18 protein-coding genes are annotated in these 22,722 nt (G+C 48.7%); 12 read left to right on the forward strand and 6 right to left on the reverse strand.

Going from position 1 to position 22,722, the window contains the following annotated elements:
• Nucleotides 1-2 precede the first annotated feature (2 nt).
• The 4 genes from B5Z18_RS25575 to B5Z18_RS25590 all read left to right on the forward strand — a co-directional run bounded on the left by B5Z18_RS25575 (nt 3) and on the right by B5Z18_RS25590 (nt 5,887).
• Nucleotides 3-1,712, forward strand: a complete 1,710-nt coding sequence (locus tag B5Z18_RS25575) for a SusD/RagB family nutrient-binding outer membrane lipoprotein (RefSeq protein ID WP_079472369.1) — start codon at nt 3-5, stop codon at nt 1,710-1,712.
• A 42-nt stretch (nt 1,713-1,754) separates the two neighbouring features.
• Nucleotides 1,755-3,107, forward strand: a complete 1,353-nt coding sequence (locus tag B5Z18_RS25580; RefSeq protein WP_079472370.1) for a PhoPQ-activated pathogenicity-related family protein — start codon at nt 1,755-1,757, stop codon at nt 3,105-3,107.
• On the forward strand, nt 3,107-4,717 hold the full coding sequence (locus tag B5Z18_RS32375) for a glycerophosphodiester phosphodiesterase family protein (RefSeq protein ID WP_143313692.1): 1,611 nt from the start codon (nt 3,107-3,109) through the stop codon (nt 4,715-4,717). Before B5Z18_RS25580 ends, B5Z18_RS32375 begins: the two co-directional genes overlap by 1 nt.
• Nucleotides 4,718-4,807: 90 nt before the next feature.
• Entirely contained in the window at nt 4,808-5,887 is a 1,080-nt protein-coding gene (locus B5Z18_RS25590) for a hypothetical protein (RefSeq protein WP_143313693.1), read from the forward strand.
• Here B5Z18_RS25590 and B5Z18_RS25595 read toward each other — a convergent pair.
• Nucleotides 5,884-6,321 carry a hypothetical protein gene (locus B5Z18_RS25595; protein WP_079472372.1) on the reverse strand — a complete coding sequence of 146 codons (438 nt, stop codon included), beginning with the start codon at nt 6,319-6,321 and terminating at the stop codon, nt 5,884-5,886. The genes B5Z18_RS25590 and B5Z18_RS25595 overlap by 4 nt on opposite strands.
• Before the next feature lie 11 nt (nt 6,322-6,332).
• Nucleotides 6,333-6,734 carry a winged helix-turn-helix transcriptional regulator gene (locus tag B5Z18_RS25600; protein ID WP_079472373.1) on the reverse strand — a complete coding sequence of 134 codons (402 nt, stop codon included), beginning with the start codon at nt 6,732-6,734 and terminating at the stop codon, nt 6,333-6,335.
• 81 nt (nt 6,735-6,815) lie between these two features.
• Between B5Z18_RS25600 and B5Z18_RS25605 the strand changes: the two genes are divergently transcribed.
• Nucleotides 6,816-7,715: an NAD(P)H-binding protein gene (locus tag B5Z18_RS25605; RefSeq protein WP_079472374.1), complete on the forward strand. Its 900-nt coding sequence runs from the start codon at nt 6,816-6,818 to the stop codon at nt 7,713-7,715.
• Nucleotides 7,716-7,753: 38 nt separating this feature from the next.
• Here the strand turns inward: B5Z18_RS25605 and B5Z18_RS25610 are convergent, their stop codons facing one another.
• Nucleotides 7,754-8,572: an HAD-IIA family hydrolase gene (locus B5Z18_RS25610; protein WP_079472375.1), complete on the reverse strand. Its 819-nt coding sequence runs from the start codon at nt 8,570-8,572 to the stop codon at nt 7,754-7,756.
• Between the two features lie 174 nt (nt 8,573-8,746).
• Nucleotides 8,747-9,544, reverse strand: a complete 798-nt coding sequence (locus tag B5Z18_RS25615) for an alpha/beta fold hydrolase (RefSeq protein WP_079472376.1) — start codon at nt 9,542-9,544, stop codon at nt 8,747-8,749.
• Between the two features lie 66 nt (nt 9,545-9,610).
• Between B5Z18_RS25615 and B5Z18_RS25620 the strand changes: the two genes are divergently transcribed.
• Complete coding sequence (locus B5Z18_RS25620) at nt 9,611-10,201, forward strand: TetR/AcrR family transcriptional regulator (RefSeq protein ID WP_079472377.1); 591 nt, start codon at nt 9,611-9,613, stop codon at nt 10,199-10,201.
• 2 nt (nt 10,202-10,203) lie between these two features.
• Here the strand turns inward: B5Z18_RS25620 and B5Z18_RS25625 are convergent, their stop codons facing one another.
• Together B5Z18_RS25625 and B5Z18_RS25630 are read right to left on the reverse strand one after the other, a co-directional pair.
• Nucleotides 10,204-10,596, reverse strand: coding sequence for a DoxX family protein (locus B5Z18_RS25625; protein ID WP_079472378.1), 393 nt, complete (start codon nt 10,594-10,596; stop codon nt 10,204-10,206).
• Between the two features lie 66 nt (nt 10,597-10,662).
• A complete protein-coding gene (locus B5Z18_RS25630; RefSeq protein WP_079472498.1) occupies nt 10,663-12,216 on the reverse strand; it encodes an MFS transporter in 1,554 nt (517 codons plus the stop codon).
• A 181-nt stretch (nt 12,217-12,397) separates the two neighbouring features.
• Here B5Z18_RS25630 and B5Z18_RS25635 point away from each other — a divergent pair, with 181 nt between their 5' ends.
• From B5Z18_RS25635 to B5Z18_RS25660, 6 genes are all read left to right on the forward strand, one after another.
• Nucleotides 12,398-14,848 (forward strand): ABC transporter permease, encoded by a 2,451-nt coding sequence (locus B5Z18_RS25635; protein WP_079472379.1) that lies wholly within the window; start codon nt 12,398-12,400, stop codon nt 14,846-14,848.
• Nucleotides 14,849-14,985: 137 nt separating this feature from the next.
• Nucleotides 14,986-15,984 carry a lipid A-modifier LpxR family protein gene (locus B5Z18_RS25640; protein ID WP_079472380.1) on the forward strand — a complete coding sequence of 333 codons (999 nt, stop codon included), beginning with the start codon at nt 14,986-14,988 and terminating at the stop codon, nt 15,982-15,984.
• A gap of 78 nt (nt 15,985-16,062) precedes the next feature.
• Nucleotides 16,063-16,968, forward strand: a complete 906-nt coding sequence (locus tag B5Z18_RS25645; protein WP_159454429.1) for an AraC family transcriptional regulator — start codon at nt 16,063-16,065, stop codon at nt 16,966-16,968.
• Nucleotides 16,969-17,193: 225 nt separating this feature from the next.
• Nucleotides 17,194-18,222: an efflux RND transporter periplasmic adaptor subunit gene (locus B5Z18_RS25650; RefSeq protein WP_079472382.1), complete on the forward strand. Its 1,029-nt coding sequence runs from the start codon at nt 17,194-17,196 to the stop codon at nt 18,220-18,222.
• Nucleotides 18,223-18,261: 39 nt separating this feature from the next.
• On the forward strand, nt 18,262-21,381 hold the full coding sequence (locus tag B5Z18_RS25655; RefSeq protein WP_200817347.1) for an efflux RND transporter permease subunit: 3,120 nt from the start codon (nt 18,262-18,264) through the stop codon (nt 21,379-21,381).
• Between the two features lie 45 nt (nt 21,382-21,426).
• Nucleotides 21,427-22,710, forward strand: coding sequence for a TolC family protein (locus B5Z18_RS25660; RefSeq protein ID WP_079472383.1), 1,284 nt, complete (start codon nt 21,427-21,429; stop codon nt 22,708-22,710).
• The last annotated feature ends 12 nt before the right edge of the window (nt 22,711-22,722 follow it).

The raw sequence follows: 22,722 nt of genomic DNA on the forward strand, positions 1-22,722 counted from the left end.
ATATGAAAACAGTGCGTAAATCTATTATACTCAGTATCGGGCTCCTTTGTTTATCTGTTGCGTCCTGTAAAAAGGACCTGATCAACATGAACGAAAATCCCAACGGCGGCAATCCTGCTACCGTCAATCCCAACCTGGTGTTATCTACTGTACTCACCACCACAGGGTACCAGCTTGTATTCCTGGGTTACCAGGATATGGCCGGGGTGATGCAGCACACACAAAAAGATGGCTGGACCACCACTCACAACGAATACGACTGGTCTGGTTCCAACAGCTGGACCGGCTATTACGACGTGTTGAGAAACAACCAGCTGGTATATAAACGTGGAGTAGACCTGAACAGTGAACTGCACCAGGGCGTTGCGCTGGTGATGAAGTCGCTGCTCTTTGGCCTGATCACGGATCTCTGGGGCGATGCGCCTTACACCTATGCCCTGCAGGGTGAAAATGGTACGCCCGAAACCACGCTGCCGGTATTTGATCCGCAGCAAACTATTTACGCCGGCATCCTCGCTGATCTTGAAAAAGCAAACACCCTGCTTTCAAAGCCTAAAAGCGCCTATGCCAACCCTATTGACGCCGTAGATGTGTACTACCAGGGCGACCCGGTGAAATGGCGTAAAATGGCCAATTCCCTCGCATTACGGTATTATATGCGCCTGTCTGAGAAGCTGCCGGCGATTGCAAAAGCCGGTATTGAAAAAATAGTAGCCGATCCTGCGCAATATCCGCTTATCCTCAACATCGATGGCTCGGAAGATGCCACCATGTCGTTCCCCGGCAACAGCAACGCGGATTCCTGGCCCATGAATGTGGCCTACGATACCGATAGCAGCAACTACCGCCGGTTAAAAATGTGCAGCACGTTTGTAAATGCGCTGCAATCAAGACACGATCCCAGGCTGGGCGTATGGGCCAGTAAAGTACAGTGTTTTTTATTGGTAGATGATACCAAACCAGCCGGCACCGGCAACGTGTATAAAGCCACAGACACCGTGATAGCAGGAGAACCACGGAAGGTAAGATACATCTCGCCCGATGTGCTGGCCTCCAAAGGACTTACCATCAATGATATTAACCAGGATGAAAATTACGTGGGACTTCCCCCGGCTATTTCCGGTCCGGCGGTATATAACCTCAGTCCCGATGCCAGCCAGGCATCAAGGAACCCGCATGTTTCGTGGCTCAACGATATCTATAAACAACCGAAAGGACCATTGTTGAAGTCGAGGATCATTTCCGCATCGGAAGTACATTTTATTCTTTCGGAAGCTGCAGCGGTGAAAGGATGGGCCGCCGGTGATGCGGAAGCGCATTACAACGCAGGCGTTCAGGCATCGCTGAATGTATGGGGAGTGGCCGGCAGCAGCGCAGCTTATCTTGCGCAGCCTGCCGTGAAATTTAATCATACACAGGAACAGATCATCCTGCAAAAATGGATCGCCAGCTGGACTGCCGCTACCGAAGCATGGGCCGATTATAAAAGAACAGGCTACCCGGTATTGCAGGCCGGTCCCTATGCGAAAGCGCCCGTAGTACCGGTGCGTTTGTACTATATGCTGGAAGAACGTAACCTGAACAAAGCCAATATGGAAGCGGCTGCCGGCCGACTGGAAGTAACCACTTACTCGTCTTTTGGCGCCAATGGCAGCAAAAACAGTCCGTGGTCGAAACCCTGGATTATTCAGGGCACCGGAAAACCCTGGTAATTTCTTATATTTCATCAACCCTTAAAACAATGCTACCTGGATATGAAGCAACTCTTTTTACATGCTGCCACCGCGTTTGTTCTCCTGTTAAGCCAGGCGAATACCTTTGCACAGCAAACCGTAACACCTGCCAATGCGCTGAAAAGCTACCTGAACAACGGAGATACTTCGTTCAAATGGGAACTGAAAGATTCTTTCAACGTTACTAACGGCAAAGGCTATAACGTACTCCTTACCTCGCAACAGTGGCGCGAATACACCTGGAAACACCAGCTCACCATTTTTGTGCCCGACGAAATTAAATACGACGGCGCATTGCTGTTTATTACCGGCGGTTCCCTGAAAGAAGGATTGCCTAACTGGAACGGCCCTACGGATGAACTGTACCAGCAAATGGGAAAAATAGCCGCAGTAAATCATGCTGTAACAGCCGTATTACGCCAAACACCCAACCAGCCACTCTTTGGTAAGCTAACAGAAGATGCGCTGATCTCTTACACCCTTCACCAGTTTAAGAAAGATGGTGATTACAACTGGCCACTGCTGTTTCCAATGGTAAAGAGTGCCGTACGTGCAATGGATGTGATCCAGGAATTTGCGGATAAACAACTGAACCGTAAAGTGAATGGCTTTGTGGTATCCGGCGCCTCCAAACGCGGCTGGACTACCTGGCTCACCGGTGCCAACGATAACCGTGTGGTGGCCATTGCACCAATGGTGATCGATGTGCTCAACATGCCTGTAAGCCTGGATTACCAGATCAAAACCTGGAAAGAATATAGTGTGCAGATAGAAGATTATGTGAAACTGGGCATCCCCCAAACGGCTCATACCACCGAGGGTATGGCTATCAACACCATGATTGATCCCTACTCCTACAGAAGCAGCCTGTCTATACCCAAAATGATATTCATGGGCACCAACGATGAATACTGGGTAGTGGATAATATCAAGAATTACATCGACAGCATTCCCGGTAAAAACCTGATCAACTACGTACCCAATGCCGGACATAACCTCGGCGATAAAGTACAGGCTTTCCAGGGACTCAGCGCTTTTTTCGGGATGACACTGAGCAAGCAGTCGTATCCCGATTGCAGTTGGACCACCCGTACGCGCAGCGGAAAAGTACGGCTTACTGCCAAAGCCACCTCCGACCGTTTACTGGATGTAGTCCTGTGGTCGGCCAACTCTTCGGACCTGGACTTCCGCAATGATAAATGGGAGTCCAAAAGCCTGGGACTGGCGCATCAGTCGAAAGTAAAAGTGACCACCACCCTGCCGCCTAACGGCTACCGTGCCTTTTACGTTGACCTGAAATACCAGAACGCCACCGGCGGTACCTACACCGTTAGTACACGTGTATTCGTTACCGATACTAAAGCCATTCTTTGATGAAGTCAACGTTATTACTGGCGGCTACCTGCTGCCTCGCCATTACCGCCTTCGCCCAAACGCTGCCGGCTACACGAAATAAATTTGTAGTGGTAGCGCATCGTGGCAACCACGTAAGCGTACCTGAAAACACCGTGGCGGCTATAGAAGAAACCATCCGCTGCGGCGCTGATTACGCCGAGCTGGATCTCCGCACCACTAAAGACGGGCAGCTGATCCTCATGCACAATGCCACCGTAGATAAAATGACGAATGGTACCGGCAATGTAACAGACCTCACGCTGGCGGACATCAAAAAACTACAGGTGCGCAGTACTGATGGAAAAGTATACCGCGTGCCCACCTTCGCAGAAGCATTGCAGGCATGCAAAGGTAAACTGAACATCTACCTCGATTTTAAGGCCGCTGATGTACCGGAAACCTGGAAACAACTACAGGCCGCCGGCATGGAAAAACAGGTAGTAGTTTATCTCAATGAAAAAGACCAATACAAAGCCTGGAAGAAAACAGCCCCGGAAGCGCCGCTGATGACCAGTCTGCCGGATGAAGTAAAAACGCCGGAGCAGCTGGAATTCTTCCTGAAAAATATTCGTATAGCCGTACTCGATAACATTACCGATCCGGCAATGCTGGCCGTTGCGCGTAAGCAGAACACCGCAGTATGGCTGGATGTACAGTCGCCCGATGAGGGGCCGGACAGCTGGAAGGCCGCGATGAGCAAAGGCATCCAGGGCGTACAAACGGACCATCCGGAAGCGCTGATCAGTTATCTCCACACACAACATCTCCGGGATGGCATAGCGGCTGGCAACACCATCACCGAAGCGACGCCTACCTACCGCACCTTACGCAACGTGTCCTATGGCGACGCCGGGGAGGATAACACGCTGGACGCCTACATGCCGGACAATCACAAAGCCGGCACTAAAATTATTGTGTACCTGCATGGCGGCGGCTGGACCGGCGGCGACAAAAAAGAACTGCCCAAAGAACTCATCGACGAACTGGTTGGACGATTGCATTATGGCGTAGTATCTATGAACTATCGCCTTATCCGCGATGGTAAAGACCGCTACCCTGCCCAACTTGAAGATGTACGTAAGGCATTGGAGTTTATATCTTCCAAAGCTAAAAAACTACAATTCGATGGCAGCCAGTTTGCCCTCATGGGCGGCAGCGCCGGCGGCTACCTCGCTTTGCAATATGCTTATGCAATGGATAGTTTGCGCCAGGTAAAAACCGTGGTGGACCTCTGGGGCCCTACTGATTTCACCGACAAAAAAGTACGGCAGGAAAATAAAGATGCCGATGAAAAGGTAGTCCGATTACTCGGTGAGCCTGACCCTGCGGCTAAAATTGCTGCCGATGCCAGCCCTTATTACCGGCTTACAAAAGAAAGCGGCGTACCTACTATTCTATTTCATGGCGGTGAAGATCCGCTGGTACATGTAAGTCAGGCGGTGAAGCTGCACGACAAGCTCATTGCACTGGGTATCCCCACACAGCTCGAACTATACCCACAGGAGAAACATGGTGTTGGCGGCACTGCTGCGATAGATGTATTCTCCAAGCTGGTCACCTGGCTGAAGCAGTATTATCCTGCAGAATAAAAAAATCAGTGGTAATCTTTTCCCATAAAAGACTACCACTGATTTTTTTTTGAAAGAACGCTACCTTTGATTTCTTATTCTACAGAAATCATGGCTGCACCTTTCAGAAGTATATCACTACCTATTCACCTGCAACTACCACTGGGAGAAAACCCCGCGGGCATCACCACTTTAACAAACGGCGGATATCTCCTCAATTTCAGTGCGCGCCCGGAAGTGACGCTGCTGGATACCTCGCTGCGCGAAGTATGGCGTAAAGACCTCCAGGCGCAAACCACGCATTATGTTACCTGCGAAACAGCAGTTTCCCCGGATGGTAGGCTAATAGCGCTTTCCGGTGAAACGGCTGTAAGGATAACAGATAATAACGGTCAGTTGCTGTGGCAATACGAACATGCACCCTGGTATCATTTCCTGGGTTCCGGTTGCTTCTTTTCTGCGGATACACGATATATGTGGTTTGTATCTCCCGGCGATCAGGATACTTTGCAGATGCTCCGCCTCTCTGATTTTACGATCATAAATAACCTCCCGCTGGAAGCCAGCCAGGAACGCAGCTATGTTTTTCATGCTACACCGGATAAAGATAAGTTCCTCATCGAAACGCCTGCCGGTCAGGACGACATCACCTTGTATCTTGTTCAATTCAGCGATGATAAAATGATGCTGGAAGAATTGACGCAGTGCAACGACAGCGTGGCCGGCAATTTTTCGCCCGATGGAAAAGCATTTGTTACAGGACCACATTACGAGGAAGCCATACAATTGTTTTCCTTTCCCGGCATGGAAAAAACGGCGGAGCTATCGCAGGAGGAGCTGTTCAATATCAACGACCGCTACAAAGCTGCGGAAGATCCCGACAATGTAAATTACACGGTGCTGTTTATTAACAACGATACTTTAGTGGCCTTTACCCGCTTTGGAAGATTGCTGCTGATCGACCGGCACACCTTCACCTGTTTTGGCGAGCTGTTGCCGGAAGGCTGTGATATCAGGGCGTATGATGCGGACGGAAGGCCCACCACCAACCCGGCAGCTATTGTTGATTACGGCGGGGATATTGTAACCCTGCTGTTAAATAAACAGGGGCAGCTGGTCGTTACGCATAGCGCAGGCGAGATCAGGGTATATGAACTACCGGAAATAAAAGCAGCGGACACTGCTCTTTAAAAGAAAATATCTACATAGTCCACTACATTATTTCCTTCGCAGTTATCCATTTCCTGCAGGCGCCAGTATTTACGCGCACCTTTGGCCAGGAAATGATAAGTACCTGTTTTGTCGCATACCTTTCCGCCGTTCAGTGATTTATCCATCGTTTGGATGGTGCCTTCAAAAGTCAGTTCGCGGGGAGACACTACTTTTAATACGCCGTCGATGGTAACGAAGCCGCCATTCTGCGTGTCGCGTTGTTCCCCTTTCACGGTGTAGTTACCGTCCTTGTTTTTCTTTATCTGTACTTTACCGGGGTTATCCCAGCCTATCCACTGGAGCGTAAAGTTATGGGTACCTTCCCGCAGTTGGTTTGTGGGGGTTGTTTGTTGCGCATAAGCGCCATATCCTGTGAGGAGCATGCTGCACAATAACAAACGGATTTTCTTCATGATGATATCATTTAATTAATGCCGGGGAAGTTCTTCAGATTCCTGGCGAATACCTTTGAATTTTCTTTACTGTCTGATACGGCCCATACAGCCATTGCATATAAAACAGGTTTTAAGTTAGCGCCTGTTTTTGTTAAGCTGTAGGTAACATGTGGCGGCACTACGGGTTTGGCTATACGTACTACCAGATTATCTGCCTCCAGCTGTTTCAGGTGCTGGATCAGCATTTTTTCGGTGATAGCGGGAATGGCCTTTCTCAGGTCGCTGTAGCGTTTACTGCCCGACAGCAACTGGAACAGGATAATGGGTTTCCAGTATCCGCCAATCTTCTCCATCACATAAGTAACGGGGCATTCATTAAATGCCGCCTGTTTGTTTGCCTGTATTACAGAGGTTTCTTTTACTTTGGTCATGATACATACTATAGGGTAAGTACTTGTACAAAAGTAAGTACAAATTTACTTTTGTGCAAGCATTACATAAACAAACAAATCATGAACATTACACTTACAGGATCATTAGGAAATATCAGTCTGCCGCTGGCGCAGCAGTTAATCAGTAAAGGGCATACCGTTACAGTGGTGAGTCACAGCCCCGAGCGGGCAAACGCCATAACAGCCATACAAGCCATCCCGGCAATCGGATCTGTAGACGATCCCGGCTTTCTGCGCGAAGCCTTTAAAGGCGCCGATGCTGTATACACCATGATACCACCTGGTTTCCAGGCTACTGATATCAGGCAGTATATGCGGTCGGTGGGCGACGGCTATGCCAACGCTATCGCTGACAACGGCGTAAAGTATGTGGTAAATCTCAGCAGTGTGGGCGCGCATTTGCCCGATGGTCCCGGGCCTGCCGGCGCTAATCACTATGTAGAAGCGAGGTTGAACGAACTAACGGATACGCATGTACTCCATCTTCGGCCTGGTATGTTTTATACCAATTTCTTTGGCAGCATCCCCATGATAAAACAGCAGCATATCATCGGCAATAATTTTGATGCCGGTGTAAACATGGTGCTTACGCATCCCCGCGATATTGCGGCTGTTGCCGCAGAAGCGCTGGATACCTTATCATTCACGGGCAAGCATATACGTTATATAGGCCATGAAATAACCGGCGGCGAAGTAGCCGCTGTACTGGGCAAAGCGATTGGCCAGCCGGACCTTGCCTGGATTGGTTTCTCTGACAACGACCTGCTATATGGCATGATGCAGAACGGACTAACAGAGCAAATGGCCCAAGTATACGTAATAGAAATAGGAGTGGCATTAAGAGAAGGCAACCTGCTCGATAGTTACCGGGAACACAGGAGCAGTGCGGCCGGCAGCATTCATTCCTTCCATCATTTTGCGGAGGAGTTTGCGGCTGTTTACCTGCAAGGTGTTGAATAAAAAAAAAAGGGGCGCATTCATTGCGCCCCGTAATTATTTTAGTACTCCGCTTCCGCGAGTGCCGGTTCTCCTATTACTTTCATAAACAACTCTTCATCCAGCAAATCCTTTACTGATTTGATAATAAAATCAGGCGAATAGCCAAAATGTGCGAGGTCGCTTTCATGTGTTACGCCTGATAAGGTGAGCACTGTGGTAAAGCCCATAGAGCCTGCACCGAGGATATCCGTTCCCATTGTATCGCCTATCATCACGGTTTCGTCAGTTGTGAGTTGCAGTGCTTTGCGTGCCATGCGCATCATTACCGGGCTGGGTTTCCCTACGCTAAAGGCTTTGATGCCGCTGGCAAATTCCAGCATCGCTACCAGCGCGCCGCAACCTGCCCTGTATTTACCATCGCCCATCGGGCAGTTAGGATCGAGATTAGTGGCTATCAATTTCGCGCCTTTCATGATCATGTTGATCGCTTTATCAACGGATTCCAGCATGATGGTTCTTCCTTCTCCTATAATCACATAATCCGGCTGATCATCTACAATAGAATAGCCGGCGTTGTAAAGCTCCGTCAGCAAACCGCCTTCGCCGATTACATAGGCAGTACCATTTTCTTTTTTGGACGCCAGGTATCTTGCGGTAGCCATTGCACAGGTAAAAATATCTGTATCGTTTACCTTAAAGCCCATCTTATTCAGCTTATAACATACATCCCTGCTGGTTCTTTGGCTATTGTTGGTGAGGAACAGGAAAGGAAGGCCTTTGTCTCTCAGACCATTAATAAATTCTACAGCACCGGGAATAGGTTCGCTGCCTTTGTAGATTACGCCATCCATGTCGATTAAAAATCCCTTTTTTTTCATAGCAATCAGATGTTTGTTAATGAACTGGTTTGTGATTCAATAAAATTCATGGAATGAATAAAGGCAGGAAGCGGTATAGTCGCAGTGAAGCATCCGTAGAATTGAATATTCTTCCCCCTAAAGATAATAAAATAAATTAAAAACTTTTTTCTTTTTGTGAGAAGAACAACGGATCTATTTAATTCCCTGTAAAAATAATTCCAGGTGGCGATTAAAAATCTCCGGCTGTTCCATATTGGGCATATGCGAAGCGTCCTTTATTACAACGAGTTGTGCATGTTTGATGTGTTCCTGCATTCCTTTTGCCACGGCCACGGGGGTAAAGCCGTCTTCTTCTCCCACAACAATCAATACCGGGCAATGAATATCCGGCAACATCAAAGTATGATCCCTTCGCTCTGCCCTGCCCCGCTGTACCAAAGAAGCGCCCAACGGGTTGGTGGTCACCATCATATGCCGCAAATCCGCTACTACGGACGGTTTCTCTGCCATCGTAGTTTTGCCGAGAAACTGATGCAGGTGTTGATCAGTATAAAAGGACATCCCCTTCTCCACTAAATCCTTTGATAACTGCAACCGCGCCTGGTAACTTTGTGCACTCTCCGACTTTGCATCGGTATCTGCCAGCACCAGAGCGTTGCACAAATGCGGCGCTAACCGGTACAATTCAAAAACCACCTGCCCGCCCATCGACAGCCCCACAAACGTGGCCTTCGTTATTTTCAGGGCCTCCAGCAAATGAATAATATCCAGCGCCAGTTCATCCAATAATGTAATCCCCGAAGGAATTTCACTTTCGCCATATCCCCTCAAATCGGGCACTATCAACCGGTAGCCGCTTTTAAAGGCTGCCACCTGCGGGTCCCACATACTGCGGTTAAATGGCTGCCCGTGGATAAATACAATCGTTTCCCCACTACCATAATCATCGTATACTACATTGATTCCCCTTATCTTCATATGCTGTTTCATAATTAATGAGACTTTAGTCTCACGAAAGTAATACCTTTATATCTAAAATCAAACTTTAAAAACCGCATGGCGAAATTATCATTGGACGGGGGCAGGATTGCGCAAAAACTAAAAACACGGGAAACGCTGATAGCAGTGGCCAACACTCTCCTGTTACAGGGAAAGGACATCAGCGTGGAACTGGTAGCCAAAGAAGCCGGTATCTCCAAAGCCACGGCCTACCGCTATTTTACAGGCACAGAAGTATTAAGAAGGGAAGCTTCCCTGCAGCTCAAAGCCAAAACAAGCGACGACTTATTTGCCAACATCCCCGAAAAAGACCTGAAAGCGCGGGTCAATAAACTGATCGATTATCATTTTGAACTCTTTACAAAAAATGAAACGGAATTCAGACTGTTCCTCAGTTCTGTAATCTCGGAATCCATTCATCCTAAAAGTGGTTACTCCAGGGCCGGCCGGCGTATTGTGCTGATAGAAGAAGCGCTGAAGCCATTGCGGAAAACAACCGATCCTGCAACCTTTAAGCACATGGTAAATGCGTTGAGTATATTTTTCGGGATAGAATCTATTACGGTGCTGAAGGATTTGTGTAAGCTGGATAATGAAGCGATATTGGAAACCTGGCGCTGGTCGGTGCACCGGATTGTATTTGGGTGAGATTAAACTTGCCGCTTCTCCGCGGCAATCACCAGCAAAGCTACAATAAGTATAAAACTATACTCACACCCGCCGGTACCATGCTCCCCTACAAACCATCCCAGGGAGGCGTGAATCAATACAATGCCCACCAGCAACAAAATGATAAACCCCGCTGCGAGCAATCGCGTATACATTCCCAGCAGCAGCAACAGACCGCCCGCAATTTCATAGGCAGTGATGGCCCATACCCATGCCACGCCAAAAGGCAGTCCTTTACTTTCCATAAACGCCGCAAACTGGGGAATGGTACCATTACAGATCCTCACTACTGCATGCGCGAGGAATATAACGGCCACAGCTATACGTAATATCAGTAAAGATTGCTTCAGGGTCAGGAAAGGGAATTTTTGCATCAGGAGTAGTTATTATACAAATATAGAAAAGCCGCGTCCGGAAACAATACCTGTAAACCGGTATTTCTATTGCCCTGTGGGAGGTACTGCAGCCGGCCGTTTACGGATAAAAAGAAAACCCATCAGGCCGCCCATAAAGCCCAATCCTGCGGACAACCGCATAATATTTCCATAAGCCGCAATAAACCCATCTTTATATACTTTGCGGATGGCATCCTGATGCGCGCTGTCGATACCCGCAGGCACAGAGGCATTGCCCAGGTTCACGGTTTGCGCGATCACCGCTTCCTGCTGCGAGCTATTCAGCGGCAGCTTACTAACTTCCCGCTGCACTGCTCCCGAAAAAAACAATACTGCCAGCGCACCAAAAATAGCATTGGCAAAAACACCGGCAATACGTGTAATGGCATTGTTTACACCGGAGGCTGTGCCGGATAAATGATCACTCACAGAACCCATTACGGCAGCAGTTAACGGCGCCACGGTGATAGACATGCCCAATCCCAAACCTACCAGGCCGGGGAAAAAGGTAGTCCAGTAATCAGCTGCGCCCTGCGTTTGCTTTACAAAAGATAGCAACAGTAAACCACCGCCGGCAACACACGGACCCACCACCAGGAATAAACGGGGACCGTATTTATCAGCAAGACTCCCGGCAAAACGCGCAATAGTGATCATTAATACCGTAAAGGGTAAAAAGGTAAGTCCGGACTGAAGCTGGGTGTAACCCTGTACCTGCACCATGTCCAACGAAAGGAACAACATTCCTGCACCAAGACCTGCATATAGAAAGAACGTCAGCAGGTTGGTACCGGTGAAGGTTAAATTCTTAAACAGGTGCACCGGCAGCATGGGGTGGCGACTTTTATTTTCCACCACTATAAAAACAATCAGCAATATTACACCGCCGGCAATGGTACCGTATACTTCCGGATTACGGAAGCCCAGCAACGGCATCCGCAGAAACCCAAACGTGAGCAGGGCCAGTCCTGCGGCAGTAAGCACCGCGCCTGGATAATCCAGCCGTTGATCCCCTTCCGTTTCCCTGCTCTCCCTTACTTTCAACGCCAGGAATACCAGGGCGGCCACACCAATCGGCACGTTGATGAAAAAGATATATCGCCACAGCCCGGCATCGGCAAGTGCGCCGCCGAGTATAGGCCCACCCATTGTCACCAGCGTGGTGATGGCCGACCAGGTGCCGATAGCCTTCCCTCTTTCATTTTCATTGATGGAAGAGGTAATTAAAGAAAGACTTCCGGGAATCATCAGCGCGCCGCCGATACCCTGTATCATGCGGAAAATGATCAGCAATGTGGCAGTGCCGGCAAACCCACAGGCGGCAGAACCCAGGATGAATACGAAGATGCCGGCCATAAAAATTTTCTTTCGGCCCAACCTGTCGCCCAATGTACCGCCTATCAATATGAGCGAAGCCAGCATGAGCAGATAGGCGTTTAATACCCAGAACAGGTCTGCCGCAGAGGCGTTCAGGTTATGTTGCAGTGCAGGCAACACCACGTTCAATGCGGTGCCATCTATAAAAGCCATAGCAGAAGCGAGAATGGTGGTTACCATTACCCATCTGCCTTCGGAACTGCGGAGTGCTACGGTTGTCATGATAATCATTAACGTTCAACTGCTTAAAATGTTCCCTTCATTACCTGTTCATTTCCGGACACACCGGTTGCACAAGCGGACATTTAACATGATAATAAGAAATCATAACGTTATCAATATCAGTGCTTGTTATTATTGGCATATTTTTCATTCTTTAGCTGTCAATCCCACACTTCCTGTTATGCTCAAAAGTTATATAAAAATAGCCTGGAGAAATTTGCTCCGCAACAAAGTGTATGCTGCCATCAATGTGATTGGCCTCGCGCTTGGCATCAGTGCCTGCCTCGTGATTTTTCTCAGTGTTCATTTTGAACTGAGTTATGATAATTTTCATCCCGGCAGAGAAAACATTTACCGGATTGTATCGCAGCTCAATTCTCCGGACCGTGGCATCAGTAAAATGTCCCGTGTACCGGATTCGGCCCCGGAGGCTTTATCCAACAAATTTGCAGGGGTTCAGACGCTGGCGGCTATCCATCCTATCCGTCCCAAAGTAGCTGTTTCCGGCAGCAACGGCGTGGTGAAGAAATTTGAAAGCGGCAGTAAACCTAATGTGGTGATTGCCTCCCCTGAATACTTCAGCATATTTCAATATACCTGGCTGGCCGGTAAGCCCGGCACTGCTTTACAGGAGCCCTTCAAAGTAGTACTAACAGCCAGCAAAGCGGTTAAATACTTCGGCGATCTGCCCGCAGAAAAGTACCTCGGAAAAATCGTTTACTATAACGACTCTATCCCGTTAACAGTAGCTGGTATTGTGAAAGACCTTCCACAAAACAGTGATTTCCTCTTCAACGATTTTATCTCCTTTGCCTCGGTAAAAAACAGTCCGTTCGAAAATGAATTCGGGTTCGGTCAATGGGGCATGTTCGGCGGCACACAAGCATATGTAAAGCTAAACCCGGGCGCTGATACAGTATTGCTGAACAGGCAGCTGGCGGCCTTCGCCAACGAACGGGTATTAGGGCAAGACGGTGTAAGCAAAGCCTTCCGCCTGCAACCATTGGCAGATATCCATTTTAACGGCGACTATACGGATGAATTCGGACACAAGGCACATCTTCCTACCATGTATGGCCTCATGGCCATCGCGTTATTTATACTGATCATTGCGGCCATCAACTTTATAAATCTCTCCACTGCCCAATCAGTGGAGCGCTCCAAAGAAATAGGCATAAGGAAAGTGCTGGGCAGCAACAAACGAAGCCTGGTGGTATACTTCCTTACGGAAACATTCCTTCTTACAACATCAGCGGTGTTGTTGTCGCTTTTAGCAGTAAAACCTTTACTGGAACTTTTCAGTTCGTTTATGCCCGACGGTGTGTCGCTGCATTTATTCAGCTGGCCTACCCTCCTGTTCCTGTTGCTCCTCACGCTGTTTACCACGCTGCTGTCCGGCTTATACCCGGCAAAAATATTGTCTTCGTTTAAACCGGTACAAAGTCTCAAAGGCAGCACCGGTGTGAAAGGAAACCAACGGGGATATCTTCGTATAGGCCTGGTCGTTTTCCAGTTTACCATCTCCCTGGTATTTATTATAGGCTCGCTGGTGATCAATAACCAGATCAGGTATATGCTGAACAAAGATCTTGGATTTACGAAAGATGCGATCATCACCTTTGATACCAACCGCGCATATGCCAAAACCCTTCCCGGTGTATTGGCAGAGAAGATCCGGTTGCTGCCGCAGGTGGAAATGGTGAGCTTAAGCCAGGGGCCACCGTCCGACAATGGCCACTGGGGCACAGATCTTAAATACACAGACAAAACCGAACTGCGCGCAAACTGCCACCTCGAATTCGGCGATGAAAATTATCTGCCTTTGTACCAGCTGAAACTGGTAGCCGGCAGGAACCTGCGCACTTCCGATACCATCAGCGAAGTGCTGATCAATGAAACCTGCGCCAAAGCGTTAGGGTTTAAAAACCCGGCAGATGCGGTCGGCAAATTTGTAGAGTCGGGCATGAGCGACCGGCCGTCGCGGAAAATCATACCTGTTGTTGGTGTGCTGGCCGATTTTCATACCGTTGCGCTCCGTGATCAGATCAAGCCTGTTTTCATCGCTTCTTCCCAGGATATCTGCCGGTTTGTAAATGTAAAGCTGTCGCTGGCCGGTTTTACCGGCGAACAACTGCAACGGACCATTGCCGGCATCGGGAAAGCATATGCGTCGGTATACCCCGGCGAAAAATTCGACTACCACTTTTATGACGATACCATCCGCAAATTTTACGAACGGGAACGACAAATGGAGCAGCTGATGAACACCGGCATGACCATCGCCATCGTTATTTCGTGTCTTGGTTTATTTGGCCTCGCCGCCTTTACTGCCCGCCAGCGTACCAAAGAAATCGGTATCCGCAAAGTGCTGGGCGCCAGCGTGAGTAATATTGCGGCCCTGCTGAGCAAAGACTTCCTCCGGTACGTTTTCATTGCGGCCGTGCTGGCCTCTCCCATTGCCTGGTATGCCATGCACAAGTGGCTGCAGGGCTTTGCTTACAGCGCGCCTATCTCCTGGTGGATGTTTGTACTGGCCGGCATCATTGCCATGTTCATCGCACTGGTAACGGTCAGCTTCCAGTCGGTAAAAGCAGCTCTCGCTAATCCTGTGAAAAGCTTGAAAGCAGAATAGTCATATTATCTTTACATGATCATTTCAGATAAAAAAGCCGGTTGACAGATAACCGGCTTTTTTACCAATTATTCCGATAGATCGACCATCTTTATTTATCTTCATTGTCCGATCTTTGCAAAGATGTCAGGCGCCAGATGAAAAAGACGATCTTATCAGTATTAATTTACTGCGGTATAATAGGCACACCCTGGAATGATCTGAGAGCACAGGCTTCCACTGAAAATACGCGGTTGTTCCGCTTTTACGAAGACAACGACTTCATTAACCTGAATGGTAATGGAACGGACCAGGCATATACCAATGGTACCCGGTTCGATTTGTTTTATATCAGGCAGCACCCTCCGCATTCCTTTCCCGACCGCTGGATGCCAAAAGCAGGTAAAGAAAGCATCAATACCTATGGCTGGGGATTTATGCAGGTAATGTTTACCCCCCAGGACCTCCGGAAAGTGGTGCCTGTACCGGGCGACTTTGCTTATGCCGGCGGATTGTTTATCACCCATACCCTTCACTCTTCCAACCCCATTCATAAATACAACCTCCAAACGGAATGGTTTGCAGGTGTAATGGGGCCGTGGGCGCTGGCAAAAGAAACACAAACCCTTGCCCACCGCATTCTCGGCTATACAAGACCCCGGGGATGGCGTAACCAGATCGGGAACAAATTACTCCTCAATCTCAATCTCACTGCAGAAAAACAGGTAGCAGCGTATAAAAAAATAGCAGAAGTAACAGCAGGCGGTCAGTTATACGCCGGCACCATGCTGAATGGTTTCGCCGTGTACTCCCTGATCAGGATTGGCAAAATGCTTCCTTACTATAACGGCTATATTTCCCAATACGCCACCACAAAGCGCTGGCAGCTTTACGCCACCATCCGGCCCAGTGTGGAGCTGATGTTCACCAACGCACTCGTGAAAGGCGTAGCTCCGCCCGAAGATCCGCAACAACCGCCCAAGCCAGGCAACCGCCCAACATTTGCCAACAATAAACTGTTAACTGGTATAGACTGCGGACTGGTGGCCGTATACGGCAAGGTTGGATTTTCTCTCACCCAGAGAACCATGTCGCCGGTGATCAATGGATTATCACACCACGAAGTTGGCAATATTTCTTTCTATCTTGCATGGTAAACGGGCAACCGACTTTTTGACCAATATTGCCGACTTATTAACCTTTGAAGGCAACTCAGATCAATGAAACTTTGCAATATGAAACAGGGACGGGGCGAGCTATACAAACACGCGGAATTTTTGCGTGAAAACGGGTTGCCGGAAATACCGTACAACTTTGGTATCTCTATCTTTAATGATATGAGCCTGGCTGATTTTGACAATATCAGAACAAACTTCAGGTCCGATTTCACTACCATACTACTGGTAAAAAAAGGAAAAATCATCGGTTCCTTAAATCGCGAGGAGTATACCATGGGTGCCAACAGCCTGTTGCTGGCGTCGCCCAGCAGCACCAAAAAAATGATCTCCGTGGATAAAACAGCCGTGGTTTCTGTGGTGAGTTTCACACTGGATTTCCTGGTGGCCATTGGAATGCCTCCTGCTAAAATGGAGTTGTATGATTATTTCACTACCCGGTATTCCCCGCACTGGCAGCTTAATAAAGAAGATGCGAATACGATAGCGGAACACCTTAACCAACTGGCTATCCGCTCCGATAACCTGATGCAGAAATTACCTTTTGCAAAAGAGTTGCTGCATCATACCTTCTTCCTGTTGCTCTATGAACTGGCATCGCTGAGTACAAAATACCAGCAACAAAAAGCGTCCAATATTTCAAGAAAGGAAAGCCTGGTGATCAGCTTCACCAACCTGGTACAGCTGCAGTTCAGGCACCAGCGTAACCTGCAGCAATATGCAGAACAGTTATTTGTAACACCTAAATACCTGACGGAAACCGTTAAAGAAATGACAGGCAAAAATGCAGGAGAAGTGATCGACGATTTCGTGATGCTGGAAGCCAAACTCCTGCTCGACGATCCGAAACTCAGCATCTCACAGGTAGCAGAGCTGCTGCATTTCAGCGACCAGTCTTTCTTTGGTAAATTCTTCAAACGACATACAGGCTACTCCCCTAAAGAGTTCCGCGCTGTTCATCAATAAAGATTATTGTTACGACTAACAGTGTAACAGTTGTAGGTTTAAGGTACAGGCCGGGATACTCTTACCCGGCCTCTTTTTTTTCGTATGGCCATTACCGTATGTAGCTAAAAAACAAACCGACTTTCAGACCAGCTTACCCGATTTATCAACCTTTTCCCACGCAATCATCTCCCCTAATTTTGTGCGCACAATACTTGTATTTCATCATAGTAATAAAATCTGTTTATGTCAACGACGTTTAAACCAGTTTCCTTTTTTATCATGGCGGCAGCACTTACCGCCTGTGGCAGCAATGAAATAAAACAACCGCAGCAATCTCCGGTGAAAGTGAACGTGTTTAAAGTTCAGAAAAGTGATATCGCCCGGGAGCTGGTTTACTCTGGCACCATAGAACCTGATAATACCGCGGAGATAGGATTTGCAGTACCCGGCGTGGTAAATAATATTGCTGTGGAAGAAGGACAGCTGGTGAAACAGGGACAGTTACTGGCATCGCTCGACGCCACCGAATACAGCAATTCACTTGCCATTGCCAACGCATCGCTCGACCAGGCAGAAGACCTATATGGCCGTTTGAATGCACTCTATGAAAAAGGTAGCTTGCCCGCGAAAGATTATATCGACATAAAAACAAAACTGGCACAAGCCAAAGCCAATAAACTGATCAGCGCCAAACATATCGCCGACAGCCGCCTTTATGCGCCCATCACAGGCATCATTACCGCCCGGAAAATTGAAAGAGGCAGCGCAGCCGCTCCCGGCGTTCCGGCGTTTACCATCATCAAAACAGATATGGTATACGCAAAAGTAACCGTGCCTGAAAGCGAAGTAGGCGCATTGAAACAAGGCGCCGGTGCAATGGTATTTATTCCCACGCTGAACGACAGCACCGCCGGGAAGATCACTATCATCAACCCCCAGGCAGATGCCACCTCACGTACTTACAGCGTCAAAATAAAACTGAATAATCAACACGGACAGCTCCTTCCAGGCATGCTGGCCACCATTAAAATGAATACCGGCAGCACCGTGAACGCACTTACCATCCCGGCCACCGCAGTAGTAAGGGATGCAGACGATATCACGTACGTATTTATCACCAACGCGCAAAATAAAGCCGTACGTAAACGTATCACTGTAGGCGCACTCACCGGCAAAAATGAAGTAGTGGTAACAACCGGATTAAATGGCGGCGAACAGGTAGTTACCGCAGGACATTCCAACCTGAAAGACGGCACCGCCATCAGCCTGTAGCATTAAACAATTTTTACTTAGTCCGACAATCCTGGAAGAATGAAAAAAAGAAAGATCAGCTTCATTGAAGCTGCCATGCGATATAAACAGGTAACCATCGTGGTAACGGCATTGCTGCTCCTGCTGGGCACCTACTCACTGCTCAATATGCCGCGGTCCGAGAACCCGAAGATAGATATGCCCGTAGCAATGGTATACGCATTTTACCCCGGCGCAGATGAAGTACAAATGGAAAAACAGGTAACCAATAAAATAGAACAATACCTGTTTTCCTTTGAAGAAGTAAACAAGGCGAAAACCAAATCACAGACAAAAGACGGCCAGGTTTTCATCACCGTGGAATTACACACCAGTATCAAAGACCGGAAAAAATTCTGGAGCACCCTGCAACATGGCCTCAATACCGTAGCCAGGCAATCGCTTCCCTCCGGTGTAATTGGTCCTGTAGTGAACAGTAATTTTGGAGATGTAACCGCACAAATCATTACGGTATCCTCTAATCAACGCAGTTATGCCGAGATAGAAAAGTACCTGGATAAAATAGAAGACGGGCTCAAAATCATTCCGGAAGTGTCCAAAATAAACAGGTCCGGCGGCCAGAAGCAACAACTATATGTTACCATCGATGATCAGAAGATGCAGCAGTATGGTTTTGACCTGTCAACTATTATCCGCACCCTGCAAATGCAGAACGTAACCGGCTATTCAGGAGAAATGACCATCAGCTCCAATACCTTCCCGGTGTTCACCAACAGCCAGTATAAAACCGAAGCAGACATCGCATCACAGATTATTTATACCACACCGCAAGGCACAGTAGTACGACTGAAAGATGTAGCGAAAATTGAACGCCGCTTTGAAGAGCCATCTTCGTTTATCCGTATAGGTGACGACAAGGTAATGATGCTCGCCATTGAAATGCAGCCAGGCAACAACATCGTGCAGTTCGGGCATATTGTACAGGATAAGCTGAAAGAGATCCAACAGGATTTTCCGGAAGATGTAAAAATAACCACCATCGTAAACCAGCCGGAAGTAGTGGATGAAAGCATCCGTCACTTTATGAAGGAGTTTGGTTTAGCCATCGCCTCCGTAATCATAGTGGTGATGCTGCTGTTGCCTGTGCGCGTGGCAGCCGTATCCTCCCTCGCCGCACCGATCTCTATTCTTATTACGTTTGGCCTGATCAATATCATGGGCATAGAACTGCACCAGGTAACCCTCGCCGCGCTGATTATTGTATTGGGAATGGTGGTGGATAATGCGATTGTAGTGGTAGACAATTATATTGAAAAGCTGGATGAAGACATCACGCCGTGGACCGCTGCCTGGCAGGCGGCCAAACAGTTGTCGCTCCCCATTTTCACCGCAACGCTGGCTATCATCTTTGCCTTCGCGCCACTGGCCTTGTTCATGAACGGCATCTCCAAAGATTTCATCGCCGCTCTCCCGGTAACCATAGCAGTGGCATTGATCACCTCAATGGCGGTGGCTTTGCTGTTAACGCCATACACCTGTTATGTATTTATCAAGAAAGGGCTGAAGCATAAAGTAAGTACCACCAAACAAAGAAAAAGCCTGCTGGATCGTTTACAGAACACGTTTAACAAAGGCATTGAGCTGGCTTTCCGCTTCCCGAAAACAACCGTGGGCATTGCCGCAGGCGCCGTCGTACTGGCACTGGTGCTGGCAGGAAAAGTGAAACAGGAGTTCTTCCCGCTGAGCGAAAGCAAACAGTTTAACGCCGAAATATGGATGGCCAACGGCACCTCCCTCGAAGAAACAGAACGGGTGGTGAAGCTCGTGGAACAGGAACTGCAAAAGGACAAGCGCGTAACCAGCATCGCCAGCTTTGTTGGCACCAGCTCTCCCCGGTTCAATGTTACCTATGCACCGGAGATGCCCCGCCGGAACTTCGCGCAGGTATTTATTACCACTTCCGGCAACGACGCTACCAACGACCTGGTAAAGGAATACCTGCCAAAGTTTGAAGGCTTTGTACCCAACGGCTATATCCGCCTGCGGCAACTGAGCATGCAGGAAGGTTCTCCGCTGGCCATACGCATCATCGGCGAAGATCTCCATGATCAGAAGCGCGTTGCCGCACAGGTAACAGAGATCCTCCGGCATACGCACGGCGCCAACTGGGTACGCTCCGATTATGAAGACGATTACCTCGGCGTAAGCCTCAAAATAAAAGAAGATGCGGCCGCCAGATTGGGTGTTTCCAACCAGCTGATCACACAAACCATCGGCGCCGGCCTGAAAGGCTATGCCGTATCCCAGATCTGGGAGGGCGACAAACCCATAGACATCTTCCTCCGGCTGGATGCCAATAACAGGAAAGAGTTCAGTGACCTCAGCAATCTTCATCTCATCAGCATGTATGGCAGCAAGGTGCCGTTGAAGGAAGTAGCGGAACTCACGCCTTCGTGGCATACGGGCGTAATAGCCCACAGAAACGGTATCCGTACCCTCACGGTATTGTCTGAAGCACAAATGGGCGTAATGGCCTCCGAAATACTGAAGAAAGCGCAGCCCGAAATTGAGAAGCTGCAGCTGCCACCGGGCATCAGTATCCAATACGGCGGCGATGCGGAATCGTCCGGCGAAAATGCGCCGGGCATGGGTTTAGCATTGGGCACCAGCCTGATCCTGATCCTGCTTACGTTGCTGTTCCAGTTTAAAACCTTCGGGAAAACGCTGATCATCCTGGCCACTTTCCCGCTCAGTTTACTGGGCGCCTTCCTCGGCCTGTATGTAACCGGTAATCCGATGGGCATGACCGCCTTCATGGGTATCATCAGCCTGATAGGCATCGTGGTGCGTAATGGTATTATCCTCGTGGACTATGCCGATGAACTGATACGGGACCACGGCTATACGATAAAAGCCGCCGCACTTGGCGCCGCCAAACGGCGTATGCGTCCCATCTTCCTCACATCGGCAGCAGCAGCCATTGGCGTGTTGCCCATGATCATCGGAAAATCACCGCTGTGGGCGCCGCTGGGCAGCGTACTGGCGTCGGGGTTAATTGTATCGATGATACTCACCCTGTTTGTGATTCCCGTGCTTTACTACCTTTTTGTAAGACCCGCACCGGAAGCTGCGGAAGCGCCTGATGCAACCGTGGAAATCATGTATAAACCGGCGCATTAATTTATCCATACTGCCGGTGGCAGGAATATTTATAAAACAACAGCAATGAAATCAAGATCCATATTTATTATAATGGCGGTGCTGGCAGGGAATGTGACAATGGCACAAACGCCGGTACTATCCATCGCCGATTGCCAGCGGATGGCACTGGAACAGAATAAAAAAATAAAGGCCGCACAATTTGAAATCAACGCGGCCCAGGCGGCGCTCAAATCGGCGGAAGCCAATGCCTACCCTTCTATCGACGGATCAGTACTGGGCGCATACCTCGGCAAACCCATTGGCGGCGCATTAAACGGCGCCATTCCGGAATACTTTGCCACTGCTTCTGTTACGGCTACACAACCCATTTATGCAGGCGGAAAAATCCGCGCGGGCAAAGCCGCCGCTGCAAAAGGTATCAGCATCCGGGAAAATCAGAAAGCCCTTACTTCCGCAGAAGTGCTGCTGAATGTAAATAAAGCATACTGGCAGATCGTACAGGCCAACGAAAAAATAATCCTCGCCCGCAGGTACCAGGAGATGCTGACGTCTTTACAAAAAGAATTAAAGAATTCCTTCGACGCAGGACTCATCTACAAAAATGACCTGCTCCGCGTGGAGGTAAATCTGAATGAAGCCGCGGTGAATCTTTCGCAGGCAGAAGATGGCTTTGTGCTCGCAAAACTTTACCTGGCGCAGATCACAGGCATGCCCGGCAATACGGCTTTTGCAGTAGCGGATTCGGTTACAGGCGACTTCAACGAGCTTACCCTCAAAGAATGGCAAAACGCCGCAGACAACCGCCCGGAAATAAAACTCCTGAAAAACTCGCTGGAAGCAGAAGCGCTACAGAAGAAAATACTGAAAGGCGATCTGCTCCCCACCATCGGTGTAAGCGCCGCGGGCCTCGCCACCGCCGGAAAAGGCGTGAATATCAGCAACGGCAATGATTTCATGGGATCATATTACGGTCTTGCCAGTATCAGCATCCCCATCTTCGACTGGGGCAAAAAGGCCAGTAAAATAAAAGAACAATCTTTTAAGATCTCAGCACAGCAGCAACAACTGGAGGAAACAAAGGAACTGATCAGCATTGAAGTACAACAGGCCTATCTCGCCCTTAATCAATCTGTCAGAAAAATAAATAAATCACTCCTGTCGCTGACACAGGCGGAGGAAAACCTCAAACTGGCCAACGACCGGCTCAAAGCCGGCACCATCACCGGTAAAGACGTGCAGGAAGCGCAGGCCATCTGGCAACAGGCATACAGCAGCATTATTGACAGTAAAGTGGAATATAAGATCAACGAAGCGGCTTATAAAAAAGCAACCGGAACCCTGCAATAATCAATTCCTGTA

This window comes from Chitinophaga ginsengisegetis, assembly GCF_900168065.1.
Lineage (GTDB): Bacteria > Bacteroidota > Bacteroidia > Chitinophagales > Chitinophagaceae > Chitinophaga > Chitinophaga ginsengisegetis.